16 protein-coding genes and 2 tRNA genes are annotated in these 17,016 nt (G+C 66.4%); 6 read left to right on the top strand and 12 right to left on the bottom strand.

Going from position 1 to position 17,016, the window contains the following annotated elements; genetic code table 11:
• Positions 1-234 precede the first annotated feature (234 nt).
• On the bottom strand, positions 235-1,896 hold the full coding sequence (locus L0U83_RS09805) for a phospholipase D family protein (RefSeq protein WP_373321047.1): 1,662 nt from the start codon (positions 1,894-1,896) through the stop codon (positions 235-237).
• Between the two features lie 263 nt (positions 1,897-2,159).
• On the opposite strand from L0U83_RS09805, the gene L0U83_RS09800 reads away from it, so the two are divergent.
• Complete coding sequence (locus L0U83_RS09800) at positions 2,160-2,555, top strand: DUF2917 domain-containing protein (protein WP_233882334.1); 396 nt, start codon at positions 2,160-2,162, stop codon at positions 2,553-2,555.
• Positions 2,556-2,594: 39 nt separating this feature from the next.
• On the opposite strand, the gene panS is transcribed toward L0U83_RS09800, so the two are convergent.
• From panS to L0U83_RS09785, 3 genes are all read right to left on the bottom strand, one after another.
• On the bottom strand, positions 2,595-3,557 hold the full coding sequence (panS, locus tag L0U83_RS09795; RefSeq protein WP_233882333.1) for a ketopantoate/pantoate/pantothenate transporter PanS: 963 nt from the start codon (positions 3,555-3,557) through the stop codon (positions 2,595-2,597).
• 286 nt (positions 3,558-3,843) lie between these two features.
• On the bottom strand, positions 3,844-5,256 hold the full coding sequence (locus L0U83_RS09790; RefSeq protein ID WP_233882332.1) for an MATE family efflux transporter: 1,413 nt from the start codon (positions 5,254-5,256) through the stop codon (positions 3,844-3,846).
• 145 nt (positions 5,257-5,401) lie between these two features.
• The gene (locus L0U83_RS09785; protein WP_158758289.1) at positions 5,402-5,623 is read right to left on the bottom strand and encodes an RNA-binding S4 domain-containing protein; all 222 of its coding nucleotides are present in this window, start codon (positions 5,621-5,623) and stop codon (positions 5,402-5,404) included.
• Positions 5,624-5,920: 297 nt separating this feature from the next.
• On the opposite strand from L0U83_RS09785, the gene L0U83_RS09780 reads away from it, so the two are divergent.
• Both L0U83_RS09780 and L0U83_RS09775 read left to right on the top strand, forming a co-directional pair.
• Positions 5,921-6,466, top strand: a complete 546-nt coding sequence (locus L0U83_RS09780; protein ID WP_233882331.1) for a hypothetical protein — start codon at positions 5,921-5,923, stop codon at positions 6,464-6,466.
• Between the two features lie 163 nt (positions 6,467-6,629).
• The gene (locus L0U83_RS09775) at positions 6,630-8,888 is read left to right on the top strand and encodes an ATP-dependent helicase (RefSeq protein ID WP_233882330.1); all 2,259 of its coding nucleotides are present in this window, start codon (positions 6,630-6,632) and stop codon (positions 8,886-8,888) included.
• Positions 8,889-8,897: 9 nt separating this feature from the next.
• Here L0U83_RS09775 and L0U83_RS09770 read toward each other — a convergent pair whose 3' ends face one another.
• From L0U83_RS09770 to fdxA, 8 genes are all read right to left on the bottom strand, one after another.
• Positions 8,898-9,659 carry a DUF4088 family protein gene (locus L0U83_RS09770; RefSeq protein WP_233882329.1) on the bottom strand — a complete coding sequence of 254 codons (762 nt, stop codon included), beginning with the start codon at positions 9,657-9,659 and terminating at the stop codon, positions 8,898-8,900.
• Between the two features lie 143 nt (positions 9,660-9,802).
• Positions 9,803-10,126 carry an AzlD domain-containing protein gene (locus L0U83_RS09765; protein WP_233882328.1) on the bottom strand — a complete coding sequence of 108 codons (324 nt, stop codon included), beginning with the start codon at positions 10,124-10,126 and terminating at the stop codon, positions 9,803-9,805.
• Positions 10,123-10,851 (bottom strand): AzlC family ABC transporter permease, encoded by a 729-nt coding sequence (locus L0U83_RS09760; RefSeq protein WP_233883838.1) that lies wholly within the window; start codon positions 10,849-10,851, stop codon positions 10,123-10,125. The genes L0U83_RS09765 and L0U83_RS09760 overlap by 4 nt, the downstream gene beginning before the upstream one ends.
• A 138-nt stretch (positions 10,852-10,989) precedes the next feature.
• A complete protein-coding gene (locus tag L0U83_RS09755) occupies positions 10,990-11,913 on the bottom strand; it encodes an AraC family transcriptional regulator (RefSeq protein ID WP_233882327.1) in 924 nt (307 codons plus the stop codon).
• 28 nt (positions 11,914-11,941) lie between these two features.
• On the bottom strand, positions 11,942-12,430 hold the full coding sequence (locus L0U83_RS09750) for a CreA family protein (RefSeq protein ID WP_233882326.1): 489 nt from the start codon (positions 12,428-12,430) through the stop codon (positions 11,942-11,944).
• Positions 12,431-12,593: 163 nt separating this feature from the next.
• Positions 12,594-12,669, bottom strand: a tRNA-Asn gene (locus L0U83_RS09745).
• A 70-nt stretch (positions 12,670-12,739) separates the two neighbouring features.
• Positions 12,740-12,815: transfer RNA gene (locus L0U83_RS09740), tRNA-Asn, on the bottom strand.
• A gap of 142 nt (positions 12,816-12,957) precedes the next feature.
• On the bottom strand, positions 12,958-13,281 hold the full coding sequence (fdxA, locus tag L0U83_RS09735) for a ferredoxin FdxA (protein WP_028206706.1): 324 nt from the start codon (positions 13,279-13,281) through the stop codon (positions 12,958-12,960).
• A gap of 326 nt (positions 13,282-13,607) precedes the next feature.
• Here fdxA and pncB point away from each other — a divergent pair, with 326 nt between their 5' ends.
• The 3 genes from pncB to L0U83_RS09720 all read left to right on the top strand — a co-directional run bounded on the left by pncB (position 13,608) and on the right by L0U83_RS09720 (position 16,980).
• Positions 13,608-14,810 (top strand): nicotinate phosphoribosyltransferase, encoded by a 1,203-nt coding sequence (gene pncB / locus L0U83_RS09730; protein ID WP_233882325.1) that lies wholly within the window; start codon positions 13,608-13,610, stop codon positions 14,808-14,810.
• 81 nt (positions 14,811-14,891) lie between these two features.
• Positions 14,892-15,554 carry a LutC/YkgG family protein gene (locus tag L0U83_RS09725; RefSeq protein ID WP_233882324.1) on the top strand — a complete coding sequence of 221 codons (663 nt, stop codon included), beginning with the start codon at positions 14,892-14,894 and terminating at the stop codon, positions 15,552-15,554.
• Entirely contained in the window at positions 15,544-16,980 is a 1,437-nt protein-coding gene (locus L0U83_RS09720) for a sodium:proton antiporter (RefSeq protein WP_233882323.1), read from the top strand. Before L0U83_RS09725 ends, L0U83_RS09720 begins: the two co-directional genes overlap by 11 nt.
• The last annotated feature ends 36 nt before the right edge of the window (positions 16,981-17,016 follow it).

Genomic DNA, 17,016 nt, shown 5'->3' with positions numbered 1-17,016 from the left:
TCTGCTCGCGCTGTTTGGAATGCGTGCGAGGACGCCGCTTTCGTGACGGGTTCGGATCCGCGTGGTGGCTGGGCTGTGGCGGCGCTGCGCTGCTCGCATGCGCGGCCGCTGCGAAGGCGCGACGCGCATTGCGATGAAGACGGCTTCGCGGCTGGCTCGACGGCGGACGATACGACGCAAATTAAGCGATCTACGTTTTGCGCGGCCGATAGCGACGTCGTGGGCGCAGGCGCTTCACAGCTGGCTATCGACCGGCAACAGCAAGAATAGCCCGGTTAGGACATTTCTGTAGAAACCCGCACCAGGGTCGAGGTTGTAGGTGCGGATCATGCCGTTCTCCTCGTCGGTCCAGACGAGCCGCGAGTTGACCGGCGTGCCCTGGAGCTGCGCCAGTTGCGCGGGCGTCGCGAGCATCACGTGGTAACTCACCTGTGGCGAGGTCGCACGCTTGAACAGATCGGTGACTTCGTGCGCGATCGGTGGACTCTCCACGGCGAGCGCAAGCTCGGTGTTCAGGCGCGCCGAGCGCGGATCGAGATTGAGCGAGCCGATTACGAGCGTGCTGTCGTCGATCACGTAAGCCTTGGCGTGCAGGCTCGCGCGCGAGCGCGAACCGGCCACGCCGAAGCGCCGCTGGTCGGTGTGCTCTGGCTGCTGCGGCTTGAACTCGTAGAGCTCGGCGCCGGCCTCGAGCAGCGGCACGCGGTAAGGGCTGTAGCCGGCCTGCACCGCGACGGCGTCGGTGGCGGCGAGCGAATTGGTGAGGATCGCCACGCGCACGCCATGCGAAGTGAGTGCGCGGATGGCCTGCACGCCCGTATCGTGCGGCACGAAGTACGGCGAGAACACCAGCACGCTGCTTTGCGCCTGATGGATGCGCTCGAGCAGCGAGCGCATGGCGTCGCCCAACTCGCCTTTCTCGCTGCCCGCGATCTTGCCGGGCGAGTCGGCGACAAACTCCCATTTCGCCCAGACGAGCCCGAGCGTGTTACCCGTGACTTGCTGCGCAAGCGGCGTGGCGTTGAGCGGCTTGGCGTTGTAGGGCTCGGCGCTCTCGCGCCAGTGCTTGCGCAGGTCGTCGCGTGCGGTGTCGAGATCGTGCGCGTCGAACTCCTGATGATTGAGCACCTTCAAGGGGTACGAGATCGAACTGTTCCAGTACTCGTCGAAGCTGGCCGAGACGCTTTGCGCGACCGGCCCGGCCGTGAGCACGTCGAGGTCGCGGAAGTCGAGCGTCGGGCTTGCGTTGAAGTACTCGTCGCCGAGATTGCGGCCGCCGACGATCGCCATCTCGTTGTCGACGATCGTCGCCTTGTTGTGCATGCGCCGCGTGAACTGGTCGACGTTCGAGAGGAAGTTGCGCGTGCGCAGGTACATCGACTCGCTCGTGCTGCCGTAGGGATTGAACACACGGATCTGCATGTTCGGATGGCTGTTGAGCGCGGCCATCAGGCGGTCGATGTCGTGAAAATTCAGGTCGTCTACCAGCATGCGCACGCGCACGCCGCGATCGGCCGCATAGAGCGCCGAGCCTAGCAGCAGCTTGCCGGTGGTGTCCTCGTTGGCGATGTAGTACTGCATGTCGAGCGTTTTCGTCGCCGCGCGCGCGAGCGCGATGCGCATCTGCAGCGAGTCCGGGCCGGTGGCGAGCAGGCGAAAGCCCGATTCGCCCGGGTGCGCGGCTTCGGGCGCAGCGAGCGCGGCGCCGAGCGGCGTGGTGCTGGCTTCGGAGGCCGGCAGCGCCGCGCTCGTCTCGCGCGGGTAGTCGCTGGCGGGCGGGCGCGTCGCGCAGCCGGCGACCAGCACGAGGCACACGAGCGCGAAGAGGGCGTACAGCGGGGCGTACAGCGGGGCAGACAGCGCGACGAAGGGCGCGCGCGGCGAGGCGTGAGGCATAGTCATGCGCCGCGTCACGGTTTCGGATGGGGCGGGATGCGCGGGCAAGCGGTTTCTCCAATGCGGCGCGCCGCGTGTTTGGTTCGTTTTCATTGCACGGCTTCACGAAGATTCTACGGGAAGCGGGCCGCCGGGCCAGCGGCGGCGAGCATGCTGCCTTTGCAATTTTCGGGCCGCATACAACTGACGTTTCAGCACAGCCGGAAACGTCCGCGGCGCTTGAGGCGCGACACTGCGCGCATCTTGAATGACGGGAGAGCGCAATGAGAGCAGGGACCCGCGTGGGTATCGACGGAGATTTCGCGGACGTGTGCGCGCTGTGGGTGCAGTGTGACGCCTGCCACACGATTCGCGTGGGGCAGGGCGGCGTGGTGATGGCGCTCGAAGGCCGCGTCTGGATGACGGTCGAGGGTGACGCCGAGGACTACTGGCTCGAACCGGGTGAAGCGCTGCCGCTCGCGCCCGGCGAGCGGGCGCGCATTAGTGGATGGCGGGAGGGGGTGCGCTTCGAGGTGCGCTGCGAGGTCGAGCCTCTGGTGCTGCTGCACGCATGGCGCTTCGCGCAGTTGTGTGCATGGCTGCGTGCAAGGCTTGCGCGTTGCGCGCCGCGCAGGCTGGCGGACGTGCGCAACCGCGCAGCGCAGGAGCGTGTGGCGTAAGCGCTGGAATGCTGGCGCTGCGCTCGGCCACAGCGTCGATCAACCGTGCTCGGGCGACGCGTTCGCGGCGCCTGGCGCACTGCGCGTGCTGCCGCGCGCCGGCTTGCCGGCCCAGTAGCCCGCGAGCACCGAGCCGGACAAGTTGTGCCACACCGAGAACAGCGCGCCCGGGAGCGCCGCGAGCGGCGAGAAGTAGAGCTTGCCGAGCGTCGCGGCGAGCCCCGAGTTCTGCATGCCTACTTCGATGGCGAGCGTGCGGCACACCGACTCGTCGAAGCCGAGCAGGCGGCCGCCCCAGTAGCCGCCGAGCAGGCCGATGCCGTTGTGCAGCACCACGCCGAGCGCGACGAGCGGACCGACCGTGGCGATGCTCGCATGCGTGCCGCCCACCACGGCGGCGATGATCGCGAGGATCGACACCATCGAGACGAGCGGCAGCACCGGCTCGACGCGGCGCACGAGGCCGCCCGCGAGGCGGTTGACGACAAGGCCGATGGCGATCGGCAGGCCGACGATCTGCAGGATGCTCATGAGCATGCCGCGCACGTCGACGACGATCGACGCATCGACATAAAGGCGCGTGAGGAGCGGCGTCGCGAACACGCCGACCAGGGTGGAAAGCGCGCTGATCGTCACCGAAAGCGCGACGTCGCCGCGTGCGAGATAGATCATCACGTTGGATGCCGTGCCGCTCGCCACGCTGCCCACGAGCACCATGCCTGCCGTGAGGTCGGGCGGCATGCGCAGCACCTTGGCGATCGCCCAGGCGGCGAGCGGCATGACGAGGTAGTGCAGGAAGATGCCTGCCGCGACCGGCGCGGGCCGCGTGAAGACGCGCTGGAAGTCGGCGAACGAGAGCGTGACGCCCATCGACAGCATGATGATCATCAGGAGCGTCGTGACGTGCGGCGCAATCGGGGCGACGAGGCCCGGATCGAAGTAGGCCAGCAACGAAACGAGGACGGCCCAGAGCGGGAAGAGTCGGGTAATCGGGGCAAGCATGAAAGGGGTGGTCCGTGAGTGGGTTCGTTATATGTCATGGCGCGGGGCGCTTCAGCGCTGACGCGCGTCGGGCGTGTGCGCTGGTGCGTCAGATCGTGGAGTGACGTCGATGCGTGCGACCCGACCGTTGCGTGCGTGGCAGGCGCGGCCGGGGTGGCCGGCGGCGCTCGCGGGGCGCGGCTGTCTCCAAACTGTTCTTGCCCTCGTGGGACGGACGCCGTTCGTGGCGCCAGGCGCGTATTTTAACCGGTCGCGCCGGTACGGCCCGGCCGGTTAAGTGAACGCTTCAGCCAACGCGGCTCGCCGCCGCGGCAGCGTGAGCCTGTGCGCGCCGGCTCATACGGTGAAAGCGCCACGTCATGAGCACGGCGACGGTGGTGAGCCCGGCCGCCAAGCCCCACCAGAGCCCGAGCGCGCCGAGCCCGAAGTGGAACGCGAGCACATAGCCCAGCGGAAAGCCGATGCCCCAATAGCCGAGCGTGGCCGCGAGCATTGGCACGCGCGTGTCTTTCAGGCCGCGCAGGCAGCCCGAACCCACGGTCTGCGCGCCGTCGACGATCTGGAAAATCGCCGCGACGCCGAGCAGCGTGGCCGCGAGCGAGACCGTGTGCGCGTTGGCCGGGTCGTCGAGGTGCAGGTAGAGCCCGACGATCCAGTGCGGCGCAAGCACCATCACGAGCGCCGAGAGCGACATGAAGCCAACACCGAGCCCGAGCGCGACGAAGCCCGCATGGCGCGCCGCGCGCGGCACGCCCGCACCAGACCAGTAACCCACGCGCACGTTGGCCGCCTGACCGATCGCGAGCGGCACCATGAAGGTGACGGAGGCCACGTTCAGGGCGATCTGGTGCGCCGCGAGCGGTGTTGCGCCGAGCAGGCCTGCGAGCAGGCCGGTGGCGAGAAAGAGCGTCGCCTCGACCGCATAGGTGATCGCAACCGGCCAGCCGATCGTGAAGAGTTCGCCCATCAACGGCGCCGTAGGGCGGCGCGCGACGACGAAATGCTGGTGCGAAGGCCGCAGGTGCAGCAGCGCCATCAGCACGAACGCGGTGAGCCACACGGTGATCGTGGTGGCCACCGCCGAGCCGAGAAAGCCCAGGCGCGGCAGGCTCCACGCACCGTGGATCAGCCCGTAGTTGAGAAAGCCGTTGATGAACACGCACGCAACCGACACCCACAGGAGGCGCCGCGCTGCGCCAATGGCGGGCAGGAACGAGCGCATGAGCCCCACGCCGATGAGGCTGGCGGGAGCACCCCAGCGCAGCACGGCCGTGTATTCGCCGATGTGATGCGCGAGCAGCGTCGGCTCCCCGAGCGCGCGCAGGATCGGCTCGGCGAACGAGAGCAGCGCGAACGCCGGCACCGAGAGCAGCAGGGACAGCGCGAAACCAGTCCAGTAGATGTGCGGCACGTGGCTTTCGTTGTCGGCGCCGCGTGCCTGCGCGACGCTCACGCTCACCGAGGTCAGCACGCCTTGCAGCACGGTCACCACCACGAAGAACATGTTCGCGCCAAGGCCGCCCGCTGCGAGCGCGTCGGCGCCGAGCGAGCCTAGCAGCACAGTGTCGGTCACGCTCATCGCCATCTGCGAGAGTTGAGCGATCGCGAGCGGGCCGGCGAGGCGTGCGGTGTCGGCGGCATGGCGGCGCAGCGTGGGCGGCGCCGAAACGGCGCGGCGGGAAAGCGTGGTTCGGGTCATGAAAAACAGGCGGCGCGAGCAAGGCGCGCCGCGCGGCAGGGTTCGTCTGTCAAAACTGAAAGCTTATTGCGAGACAGCGACCTTGTCGATCCAGATGCTCAAATCTGGTGCATAGCTGGCGCCTGCGGGCAAGTTCCGGGGTGGTTCACTCGTGCGCCTTGATGGCGATGCGCGTGTCGCCGAGCAGAACGGCCTGGCCCGCGCGGATCTTGCAGGTCTTGCGCAACTCGACTTCGCCGTCCACCTTCACCGCGCCCGAGGCGACGATCTGTTTGGCCGAGCCGCCGCTGTCGGCGAGTCCGGTGATCTTCAGGAGGTTGTGCAGTTCGACGTAGTCGCCGGTCAGCGTGAAATCGAGGTTGGGCATGGCGGATTGGCATTCGAAAGGCGTGCGGCAAGCGCGCGAAGGGTGAGCATCATAAGCGATGGCGGCCTTGCCGCAGCATCTGTCACATCTCGGGGCCAGATGTTATGAATTCGTCAGCAAATGAAACGTTGAGTAACGTCGCGGGACCCCCCGGCGATCTTCATACCAAAATGGTTTCACCCGGATCGATAGCGCCGCCCAGGATTGCCAGGAGCGGCTCCATCGAGCGGGGGCGCGGCTGCGGCGGGCTTGCCCGCTGCCAAAGCGCCTTCGGAACCACTGCAAGGAGGATACGCCATGACCCAGATTCGCAAGCTGCTCACTGCTACCGCCGCTTTTGCCACCGTGACCACTGCCGCCGTATTTGCGCAGGGTGCGTATGCACAAACTGCGGCACAAAGCGCGACCCAGGGCGCGGCACAGGCCGGCGAAGCCCCAACGATGGCGCCTTCCGGCGCGCCGGCCATGGCGCCGGGTGCCGCGCCGGGTCAAATGCCGGGCCAGATGGCTGGCCACGCGTCGGGCCAGGCACCGGCGGCCGCCGGGATCGCCCAACCCGCGCCCGCGCCGCAGGCCCTGACCGCCCCGCAGTCCGCCGATCCGCTGGTGCAAAAGCGCAACGCGAACGCCGCGGCGAACGCCGAATACCGCAGCGCGAAGCAGTCGGCAAACGCCGAGTACGGCGACGCGAAGAAGCAGGCGAAGTCGCAGTACAAGGCGCAGGTGAAGGACGCGAAGATCAACCACAAGGCCGACCGTCAGGCCAACGATTCGGAAATGAAGGATCAGATGAACGGCATGTCGGCCCAGCAGCAGGGCGGTCAGTCGCAATCACCGCAATGACGCGCGGCTGATGCAGGCGGCGCCAGCGTCCTGGGCGCTGACCTTGGCAGGACTACGAGCGGCGGCGTCCGGCAGCGGACGCCGCCGCTTCGTTTGATGACGCCGGAGCGTATTGCGTGACGAAACGCGTGGCGGCGATGTCGTTAAATCCCGCCAGATCGCCATGGAATCAGGCGCTTGCGGATGCGGGGTGTATGGATATACAGTGTGCGTCGCTTCCTTCCGATTCGTTACGCTCTTCGTCCCAGCGCCCGCCGTGTCCACTGTTTCTGTTGCCGATTCCTCCGTCTCCGATGGCAGCCCAGCGCGCGCCGATGCGGCCAATGCCGTTTCTGCGTGGCTCGCGAAACTCAACGACGCGCAGCGCGAGGCCGTCGAGCACGGCGGCGAAGCGGGCTACGCGCCGGGCTCGGCGCTGCCGGGCCCGCTGCTCGTGATCGCGGGCGCCGGCTCGGGCAAGACCAATACGCTCGCTCACCGCGTCGCGCATTTGATCGCCAACGGCGCCGACCCGCACCGCATCCTGCTGCTCACGTTCTCGCGGCGCGCCGCGCAGGAAATGACGAGGCGCGTGGCGCGCATCGCCGCGAGCGCACCAGGCGCGGCCGCGGTGCTCGCGCAAGGGCTCAGCTGGGCGGGCACCTTTCACGGCGTAGGCGCACGGTTGTTGCGCGAGTACGCGGATCACATCGGCCTTTCGCCGGCGTTCACGATCAACGACCGCGAAGATTCCGCCGATCTCATGAATCTCGTGCGCCACGAGCTGGGATTCTCGGCGAAGGAAAAGCGCTTCCCCTCGAAATCGACTTGCCTCGCGATCTACTCGCGCGCAGTCAACACGGGTGACTCGCTCGCCAACGTGCTCAACCGCTCGTTCTCGTGGTGCCTCGAATGGGAGCCGCAACTGCGCGCGTTGTTCGCGGCCTATGTTGACGCCAAGCAGAAGCAGAACGTCCTCGACTATGACGACCTGCTGCTTTATTGGGCGCACATGGCCGCGGAGCCGGCCATCGCCAGCGATCTCACCGGCCGCTTCGATCACATCCTCGTCGACGAATATCAGGACACCAACCGCCTGCAGGCGTCGATCCTGCTCGCGCTCAAGCCCGACGGCCGCGGCCTGACCGTGGTCGGCGACGACGCCCAGGCGATCTACTCGTTTCGCGGCGCGACGGTGCGCAACATTCTCGACTTCCCCGCGCAGTTCGATCCGCCCGCGCGCCAGGTGACGCTCGAGCGCAACTACCGTTCGACTGCGCCGATCCTCGCAGCGTCGAACGCCGTGATCGGCGCCGCCGCCGAGCGCTTCACCAAGAACCTGTGGACCGACCGCCCGTCGCAGCAGCGCCCGCGCCTCGTCACGGTGGCAGACGAGGCAACCCAGGCGCGCTACGTCGTCGCGCAGATTCTCGAGGCGCGCGAAGCGGGCATGAAGCTCAAGCAGCAGGCCGTGCTGTTTCGCGCGGCGCACCACAGCGCCACACTCGAAATCGAACTGGCACGGCGCAATATCCCGTTCGTGAAGTTCGGCGGACTCCGTTTCCTGGACGCCGCGCACGTGAAGGACGTGCTGGCGGTGCTGCGCTGGGCCGAGAATCCGCTCGATCGAGTGGCGGGGTTTCGCGTGACGCAATTGCTGCCAGGCGTCGGGCCCGCCAACGCCGCGCGTCTGCTCGACCAGGTGGCCGCGTGCACAGGTGCGTATCGCGCCGCCGAGGCGCTCGCGGCTTTCGCGCCGCCGCCACGCGCGGCCGAAGATTGGCCGGCGTTCGCGTCGCTCATCGACGGCCTCTCCATGCGCTCGACGCCGTGGCCCGCCGAGTTCGAGCGCGTGCGGCGCTGGTACGAGCCGCACCTCGAGCGCAATCACGAGGACGCCCAGGTGCGCCTCGCCGACTTGCTGCAAATGGAGAGCATTGCGAGCACCTACGCCTCGCGCGAGCGCTTTCTCACCGAACTCACCCTCGATCCGCCCGACGCCACGAGCGCCGAATCCGCCGATCCGTTGCTCGACGAGGACTATCTGATCCTCTCGACGATCCATTCGGCGAAAGGGCAGGAGTGGCGCAACGTGTTCGTGCTCAATGGCGTGGACGGCTGCATTCCGTCCGATCTCGGCGCGGGCAGCGACGAGGAGCTGGAGGAGGAGCGGCGGCTGCTCTACGTGGCGATGACGCGCGCAAAAGAGGATCTGCACATCGTCGTGCCGCAGCGTTTTTACGTGCACAACCAGGTGGCGTCGGGCGACCGGCACGTGTGGGCCTCGCGCACGCGCTTCATCGCCGCGACCATGCTGCCGCTATTCGAATCGCGCGCGTGGCCGCCCGCGCCCGTGGCGAGCGCGCCGAGCGCGGCGGGACTCGCCGCCGCCGCGCACGCAAAGGTCGAGATCGCCGCGAAGCTCAGGAAGATGTGGGACTAAGAGGCGCGCTCAGCGCCTTTGTTCGCGCGCGGTGCCGCGCTGCGGCGGCATGAAGAAGTTGCGCATCCACACGGCCAGGCGCGTGAAGACGTCATCGGGCTCCTCGACGAAAATCTCGGGCTTGAGCAGGCGCAGATATTCCATGATCTGTTGCGCTTCCTGCTTCTGGAACACGCCATGCGTGACGCCGAGTCTCAGCAGCCCGCGCAGTTCACCCAAACGCTCGCGCGCGGCGCTCCCGCTAGCCTGTTCACAGCCGATCTTCGCTTCGTACACACGCTGACGCAGCGACTCGGTGAGCCGCCACGCAGGCGTCTGCATCGACTCTTCGAGCGCCTGGATGTCCTGCACGCCCGACTTGATCTGCGCTGCCAGCGGATCGACCAGCGTGTCGTCGCCCTGGGCTTCGCTCACGATGGCCGCCGCCCAGTCGCGGCACTGCTTCGAGAGTTCGTCCGGTGTCCATTCGGGCCGCGACGCGAAGCCGAAACCGAATTCGCCCGCCTGGCGCATCAGGATCGAGACGACCTCGGGGAACTCCTTGTCGAGCGTGCGCTTGGCCCACGCGTACTGGCCGCCTTGCAGGAGCCGCTGGACGGCGTGCTCCGTGAGCGGCGTCATGTTGTCGAGCAGCTTCGCGCGCAGGTAATCCTCGAATTCCGGCGTGGCGAACTGCGGGTCGAGTTTGAGCGAGACGCGCAGGAACGCGTCGAAATCCTTGCGCAGCGACGCAAGCGTTTCGTCCTTCAGGTTGAGGGTGATATGCCCCATTGTGATTGCCCCGGTGTAATTCTTAGCGCTTCTCGCGTGCTCTCGCCGTTCGAGCAGTGGCCTGCCAGAGCAGGCCTTGACGGGTTTAACGGCGCGCCGGGGTGAAACTTGAGCGTAAGGGGCGAGGGGCCGCTCTAGTGCATCTAGCGCAGGACGACGCCTTGCCAGAGGAAGAACACGCCGAGCCCGACCGCGATGGTGAGGAGCGGACGTTTCGTGAGCGCGCTGACGACGATTGCCGCGAGCGCGCCGACGAGCTGCGGGTTGCGCCAGGTCAGCTCGGCGCCCTGGCCGTGGGGCGAGACTGCCATCGGCACGATGATGGCCGTGAGCACGGTGACGGGCACGAAGCCGAGCGCGGTGCGCACGAGCGGAGGGAACACCAGCCGGTCGCCGAGCACGAACACCGCAGTGCGAATGACCAGGGTGATGACGGCCATGCCGAGAATCAGGACGACGTAGTTCATTGCCCGGCTCCTGCGGTGCGTTGGACGTGGGTGGGCTTGCGGGAGGACTCGCTGCCGGCGCGGGCGCCGCGCGAGGAACCCGGGCGCGAGAGGACGACACCTACGACCACGCCCGCGAGCACGGCGCCGAGCAGTCCGAGCTTGTACGGCCAGCCCTGCCAGAAAAAGGCGAGCGCGCCCGCGGTCGCAGCGGCGGCGAGGTAGCGCACGGCAACTAACTGCGGCACGACGATGGCGATGAAGGTTGCGACCATCGCGAAGTCGAGGCCGAGCGACTGCAGACCCGGAAACGCCGCGCCGAACAGCAGGCCGGCCGCGGTCCAGAGTTGCCAGTTCAGATACATCGAGATACCCGAGCCCAGGAAATGCCATGGCGAGACGTCGTCGCCGGGCGGCTGGCGGCGGAAATGCGCCCATGCGACGGCGAAGACTTCGTCGGTGAGCAGGCCGCCCAGCACGAGGCGCCAGCGCAGCGGCAGGTGCGAGACATAAGGCGCGAGCGTCGCGCTGTAGAGCACGTGCCGCAGGTTCACGATGAAGGTGGTGGCAAGAATCACCGCGAAGCTCGCGTGCGAGGCGATCAGCCCGAGCGCGATGAACTGCGCGGAGCCGGCGAACACGGCAAGCGACATGAACTGGCCATGCCAGAGCGAAAGCGGGCCCGAGGTGACGAGCGTGCCGAATATCACGCCGAAGGGCGCGGCGCCGATCATCATGGGGATCATGTCGCGCGCGCCGGCGATGAATTCGGTGAAGCGGTTGGGATGCGTGGTCAAACTGTCCTCCTGATACAAGGGGACAGCATAACGGGCGGCCGTGCGGGTGGCTTGTACGTTCTTGCGGCGCGAGCCGGGCTGACGCGCTCAGGACGACTGCCAGCGTCCCGGCGGCACGCCGAACATACGCCGGAAGTGCCGCGTGAAATGGCTCTGGTCGGTGAAGCCGCTCGCCGCGGCGACATCGGCCACCGTGGCGCCGTCGCGCAGCGGGCCGAGCGCGCGTTGAAGGCGCAACTGCGTGCGCCAGGCGTGCGGCGGCAGCCCGGTCGCCTGCGTGAAGAGCCGCGTGGCGTGAAACGGCGAGAGGCCAACTGAATGGGCAAGATCGGCCACGCGCAACGGCATGGCGAGATCGGCGGCGAGGAGCGCCTTCATCGTTTCCACACGCGGATCGTTCGGGCCGTGCTTGAGCGCCGCCTCGTGCGTGCGGCCGTAGCGCGTGAGCAGCGTCGAAAGCGCGTCGAGCAGCGCGCCTTCCACGGCGAGCAGATCTGAACGCGGCGCACCGGAAGCCGAGGGAAGCGCCGCCACGCCAGCCAGACCGGCGCTTGCGCTGGATTCCGGTACGGCTGCGGCGCGCCGCCCGTCGGCGTCGGCTTCCAGCAGTCGGTGCGCGCGAGAGAGCCGACGCGCGAGATCCAGATCGTGGATCACCTCGGTGTCGAACCATGGCAGCGGCTGCGCACGCCCCGCGATTTCGGCGGCGAGTTCGTGCAGGAAGTCGATCGGGACGTACATCACCCGATAGCTCCAGCCTTCCTCGGCCGCGCGCGAGCCCGTGTGCAACTCGCCAGGATTGATGACCGGCACGCTGCCCGTTTCGGCGACATGCTGCGCGCCGCGATAGCGATAGCATTCGGCGCCGCCTTCGATCACAGGAATCGTGTAGGCCTCGTGCCAGTGGGGCGCGAACGTATGTTCGTTGTATTCGGCCGTGACGAGATCCGCGCCGGGCAGAAGCGGCGTGCGCCAGTAGCGGGCGGAATCTCGAAAACGGGAATCGGTCATGGTGAGGGATCCTGCTCAGATCCCTAGTTTAGCGCAGCGGAATCGCCGTGCCCGCCGGCACCGGCACGGCCGTGACGCTGTTCTTGGCGCTGCCGCTCACCACCCGGTCGCTGTAGGTCAGATAGACGAGTGCGTTGCGCTTCGCGTCGACCACGCGCACGACGTGCAGCGTCTTGAAAAGGAGCGACATGCGCTCGTTGAAGACGTCGGATTGCTGTTTGAGCGGCCCCGTGAACGAGATCGGCCCGACCTGCCGGCACGCGATGGACGCCTCGGTCGGATCTTCCGCAATGCCGAGCGTGCCCTTCACGCCGCCCGTGCGGGCGCGGGAGACGTAGCAGGTGACGCCTTGCACCTGCGGATCGTCGTAGGCCTCGACGACAACTTTGTCGGAACCGGTCACGCGGAAATTGGTGTTCACGCTGCCGATCTGCTCGGCGTGGGCGGCGAGGGCAAAGAGGCTCGCGCAGGCGAGAAGCGCTCGCGTGAGGCAAGTGGCAAGGCGGGTGGCTTTCATGCGGATTCCCGAAGATGACGTAGCGACATTATCGGGGAGGGGGGAGGCCAGGGCGAGACCGGGAAGACATTCTGCTGCACTAACAGTGCAACCTCGCTGCATGCACAACACGCGCAGCAAAAGAAAAAGGGGTTGCGTGCAAACACGCAACCCCTCGATATCTTGGCTCCCCGACCTGGGCTCGAACCAGGGACCTACGGATTAACAGTCCGGCGCTCTACCGACTGAGCTATCGGGGAACAGCAGTTACAGCTACAACTCTTTACGTCATAAAAAAGCCCGTTTTGATTAACGGGCTTTTGCGAATCTTGGCTCCCCGACCTGGGCTCGAACCAGGGACCTACGGATTAACAGTCCGGCGCTCTACCGACTGAGCTATCGGGGATCAACAAAAGCAGAGAAAGAGATTCTATGGGGTCTGGCTTGGCCTGTCAATACCCTGTCGCTATCTCTTTAAGGGCAACCCGCTGCGCGAGGGGCCGTCCACGGAGGCGAGGGAGACACCCCGGCAAGCGGTCAGCGCGCGATTAGCGTGCGAGCAGCGCGAGCTTGTCCTTCACGTCCTTGAATTCGTCGGCTTCCGGCAGCGGGGCCTTGGTCTTGGTGATGCTCGGCCAGCCCTTCGCGAGGTCGGCGTTCAGCTCGATGAACGATTGCTGGTCGCCGGGCACGTCTTCCTCGGCGTAAATAGCGTTCACCGGGCATTCCGCAACGCACACGGCGCAGTCGATGCACTCGTCCGGGTCGATCGCGAGGAAGTTGGGACCTTCGCGAAAGCAGTCCACCGGGCACACATCGACGCAGTCGGTATAGCGGCACTTGATGCAGCTTTCGGTCACAACGTGAGTCATTCAGGCAGCTCCTGCAAGCTTTTTGTATCGGGGGATGGCGGTTCGCCAAAGGCGCTATTGTAACTGATGAGGAATTACCCCAACCACAGGCCCGCAACCGTCCTTATATCGTTTTGTGATTAGTTTATAAGATGGGGTGATCCGCAACGTTGTACCCCTTGCGTGCAAGGGGGCGTGCCGGCGGGCACGCTGGGCGCGCAGGCATTCGGGTAACATGGGCGCACCGCTGGCGTCCGCCGTCCGGAGCCGCTGCGAGGCATCTGCCGTGCAGCGAATCCGGTTCCCGCTTCGCGGGCGCTATCCGATTGCAGTCCGGCTGGCTCATCATGATCATTACTTCGCTGCTCGATACCGATCTGTACAAATTCACGATGATGCAGGTGGTGCTGCATCATTTCCCCGCGGCCAATGTGGAATACCGCTTCCGCTGCCGCACGCCGAACGTCGATCTCGTGCCCTACGTCGACGAGATCCGCAGCGAGATCCAGAAGCTCTGCAGGCTGCGCTTCGCCGATACCGAGCTTGAGTATCTGCGCAAGATGCGCTTCATCAAGAGCGACTTCATCGACTTTCTCGCGCTCTTTCACCTCAACGAAAAGTACATCTCGGTCACGCCGTCGCCAAAGGGCAATGGCGAGATCGACATCGAGATCAAGGGGCCGTGGCTGCACACGATCCTCTTCGAGATCCCGGTGCTCGCCATCGTCAACGAGGTGTATTTCCGCAATACGCAGCATCATCCGCAGTACGAGGAGGGGCGCGAGCGCCTGCGCCACAAGATCGAACTGCTCGGCGCGAAGCCCGAATTCGCCGACTGCAAGATCGCCGACTACGGCACGCGCCGCCGCTTCTCGAAGCGCTGGCACGAGGAAGTCATCCTCACGCTCAAGGACGATCTCGGTGAGCAGTTCACCGGCACGAGCAACGTCTACTACGCGATGAAGCACAACCTCACGCCGCTCGGCACGATGGCGCACGAGTACCTGCAGGCGTGCCAGGCGCTCGGGCCGCGTCTGCGCGACTCGCAAATCTTCGGCTTCGAGATGTGGGCGAAGGAGTATCGCGGCGACCTTGGCATCGCGCTCTCGGATGTCTACGGCATGCGGGCCTTCCTGCGCGACTTCGACATGTACTTCTGCAAGCTCTTCGACGGCGCGCGGCACGATTCGGGCGATCCGTTCGAGTGGGGCGAGCGCCTGCTCAAGCACTACGAGGACAACCGTTGCGACCCGCGCACGAAGACGATGATCTTCTCGGACGCGCTCGACATTCCCAAGGTGCTGCGCCTGTACGAGCGTTTCGGCGAGCGTTGCCGCCTCGCGTTCGGCGTGGGCACGAACCTCACCAATGATCTCGGCTATCAGCCGCTGCAGATCGTCATCAAGATGGTTCGCTGCAACGGTCAGCCCGTCGCCAAACTCTCCGATTCGCCGGGCAAGAACATGTGCGACGACAAGGCGTATCTCGCCTATCTGCGCCAGGTGTTCGGCATCGAGCAGCCCGTGGAAGAAGAGTGCGCGGGCAAATAAGCGCACACGAGACCCGCAAATCGCAAGGCGACGCCCCGGTATAATCGGCGCGTCGCTTTTCTACATCTGACGAGGACGTTCATGGACACGACGGCCGCCCGCCGCAGCATACTCGCGCGCATTCGCGCGGCGCAGGGACGCGAGGCTACGCCCGCGGCGCACGAGCGGGAAGCCGTGGCCGACTACATCGCGCGTCATCCCGAGGGTCCGCGGCCGCCGCTGGAGGGCGACCTCGTTGCGCGCTTCGTTGGCGAGGCACGCAAGATGTCGAGCACCGTCGACGAAGTCCAGCAACTGGCCGATGTGCCTGCCGCCGCGCAACGTTATCTCGCTGAGCGCAGCCTGCCGATGCAGGCCGTCGCGTGGCAAACGCTCGAAGCATTCGACTGGGCCGGCGCGGGTCTCGCCGTTCAATTCCGCAAGCCCGAAGACCGCGATCTCGTCGGCCTCACGGGATGCTTTTGCGCCACGGCCGAAACCGGCACGCTGGTGCTGCTCTCCAGCCCGCAAACCTGGGCCTCGGGCGCGCTGCTGCCCGAAACGCACATTGCCGTCGTGCCTGCTTCGCGCATCGTCGCGGGCCACGAGGACGCCTTCGCGCTCATGCGCGCCGAACGCGGAGAACTGCCGCGCGCGGTCAATTTCGTTTCGGGGCCTTCGCGCACCGGCGACATCGAGCAGACCATCATTCTCGGCGCGCACGGGCCTTATCGTGTGCATGTGATCGTCGTGCATGGCGCGTAAGCGCAACGCGGCGAGCGCCTGCGCGGGAGCGCTCTTCGCCGCGCTCACGCTGTTCAGCGCGAACGCAGGCGCTGCGACATTCGACGGCGCATCGCTCAGCGTCGCCTGGGCGCTGCCTTTTGCCGGCATGCTCCTGTCGATCGCGTTCTTCCCCATGCTCGCGGCCACGTTCTGGCATCACCACTTCGGCAAGATCTCGGCGGCCTGGGCGCTGGCTTTCCTGCTGCCGTTTGCGGCCACGCAGGGTTTTGGCGCGGCGTATCCGCTCCTCGTGCACGCCGTGGTCGACGAATATCTTCCGTTCATCGTGCTGCTCGGCGCGCTTTATACGATTGCAGGCGGGATCTGCGTGTATGGGAATTTGCGTGCGTCCTCGCGCATGAATACGTCGATCCTCGCGCTAGGCACCGTGCTCGCGAGCGTGATGGGCACGACGGGCGCGGCGATGCTGCTGATCCGGCCGCTCCTGCGCGCCAACGACAACCGCCGGCACAACGTGCACGTGGTCGTGTTTTTCATCTTTCTCGTCGCGAACGCGGGCGGCCTGCTCACGCCGCTCGGCGACCCGCCGCTGTTCCTCGGCTTCCTGAACGGTGTGGGATTCTTCTGGACTGCGCAGCATCTCGCACTTCCGATGCTGTTCGTTTGCGGCGTGCTGCTCGTGGTGTTCTACGCGCTCGATAGCTGGTACTTCAGCCGCGCCGGGGAAGTGCGCGCCGCCGCGCTCGACCCGACGCCGGACACAAACGCGCTCTCGATCGGCGGCAAGGCGAATTTTGTGCTGCTCGCGCTGCTCATCGCGCTCGTGCTGATGAGCGGCGTATGGCGTCCGGGTATCGCCTTCGAAGTCGCGGGCGCGCATTTGCAGTTGCAGAATCTCGTGCGCGATGCGGGACTCGTTGCGCTCGCACTCATTTCGCTCGCGTTCACGTCGAAGGCGGCGCGCGCCGACAATGGTTTCGAGTGGGCGCCGATCGTCGAGGTGGCCAAGCTCTTCGCGGGCATTTTCGTGACGATCGCGCCGGTCATCGCGATGCTGCGCGCGGGCGAGGCGGGCGCATTTGCCGCGCTGATCCGCTTCGTGAACGACGCACCGGGCCGCCCCAACGAAGCGATGTACTTCTGGGCGACGGGGCTGCTCTCGTCGTTTCTCGACAACGCGCCCACGTACCTCGTGTTCTTCAATCTCGCGGGCGGCGACGCCAACGCGCTCATGTCCGGCGGCGCGAAAACGCTCGCCGCGATTTCGGCGGGCGCCGTGTGGATGGGCGCGCTCACCTATATCGGCAACGCGCCGAACTTCATGGTGAAGGCGATCGCGCAGTCGCGTGGCGTGCGCATGCCGGGCTTCTTCGGCTATCTTGGCTGGGCGGCCGTGCTGCTCGCGCCGGTCTTTCTCGCGGCAACCTGGCTCTTTTTCGTCTAGCCGCAATCGCCCGGGAGCCGGTTTGCGCAATGCGCG

Source organism: Paraburkholderia flagellata (assembly GCF_021390645.1).
GTDB classification, from domain to species: domain Bacteria; phylum Pseudomonadota; class Gammaproteobacteria; order Burkholderiales; family Burkholderiaceae; genus Paraburkholderia; species Paraburkholderia flagellata.
This window is presented reverse-complemented; position numbering and strand designations above follow the sequence as displayed.

Coding starts and splice junctions, on each gene's coding strand:
- L0U83_RS09805 (WP_373321047.1), bottom strand. CDS start 1,896: ATGCCTCACGCCTCGCCGCGCGCGCCCTTCGTCGCGCTGTCTGCCCCG.
- L0U83_RS09800 (WP_233882334.1), top strand. CDS start 2,160: ATGAGAGCAGGGACCCGCGTGGGTATCGACGGAGATTTCGCGGACGTG.
- panS (WP_233882333.1), bottom strand. CDS start 3,557: ATGCTTGCCCCGATTACCCGACTCTTCCCGCTCTGGGCCGTCCTCGTT.
- L0U83_RS09790 (WP_233882332.1), bottom strand. CDS start 5,256: ATGACCCGAACCACGCTTTCCCGCCGCGCCGTTTCGGCGCCGCCCACG.
- L0U83_RS09785 (WP_158758289.1), bottom strand. CDS start 5,623: ATGCCCAACCTCGATTTCACGCTGACCGGCGACTACGTCGAACTGCAC.
- L0U83_RS09780 (WP_233882331.1), top strand. CDS start 5,921: ATGACCCAGATTCGCAAGCTGCTCACTGCTACCGCCGCTTTTGCCACC.
- L0U83_RS09775 (WP_233882330.1), top strand. CDS start 6,630: ATGGAATCAGGCGCTTGCGGATGCGGGGTGTATGGATATACAGTGTGC.
- L0U83_RS09770 (WP_233882329.1), bottom strand. CDS start 9,659: ATGGGGCATATCACCCTCAACCTGAAGGACGAAACGCTTGCGTCGCTG.
- L0U83_RS09765 (WP_233882328.1), bottom strand. CDS start 10,126: ATGAACTACGTCGTCCTGATTCTCGGCATGGCCGTCATCACCCTGGTC.
- L0U83_RS09760 (WP_233883838.1), bottom strand. CDS start 10,851: ATGATCCCCATGATGATCGGCGCCGCGCCCTTCGGCGTGATATTCGGC.
- L0U83_RS09755 (WP_233882327.1), bottom strand. CDS start 11,913: ATGACCGATTCCCGTTTTCGAGATTCCGCCCGCTACTGGCGCACGCCG.
- L0U83_RS09750 (WP_233882326.1), bottom strand. CDS start 12,430: ATGAAAGCCACCCGCCTTGCCACTTGCCTCACGCGAGCGCTTCTCGCC.
- fdxA (WP_028206706.1), bottom strand. CDS start 13,281: ATGACTCACGTTGTGACCGAAAGCTGCATCAAGTGCCGCTATACCGAC.
- pncB (WP_233882325.1), top strand. CDS start 13,608: ATGATCATTACTTCGCTGCTCGATACCGATCTGTACAAATTCACGATG.
- L0U83_RS09725 (WP_233882324.1), top strand. CDS start 14,892: ATGGACACGACGGCCGCCCGCCGCAGCATACTCGCGCGCATTCGCGCG.
- L0U83_RS09720 (WP_233882323.1), top strand. CDS start 15,544: ATGGCGCGTAAGCGCAACGCGGCGAGCGCCTGCGCGGGAGCGCTCTTC.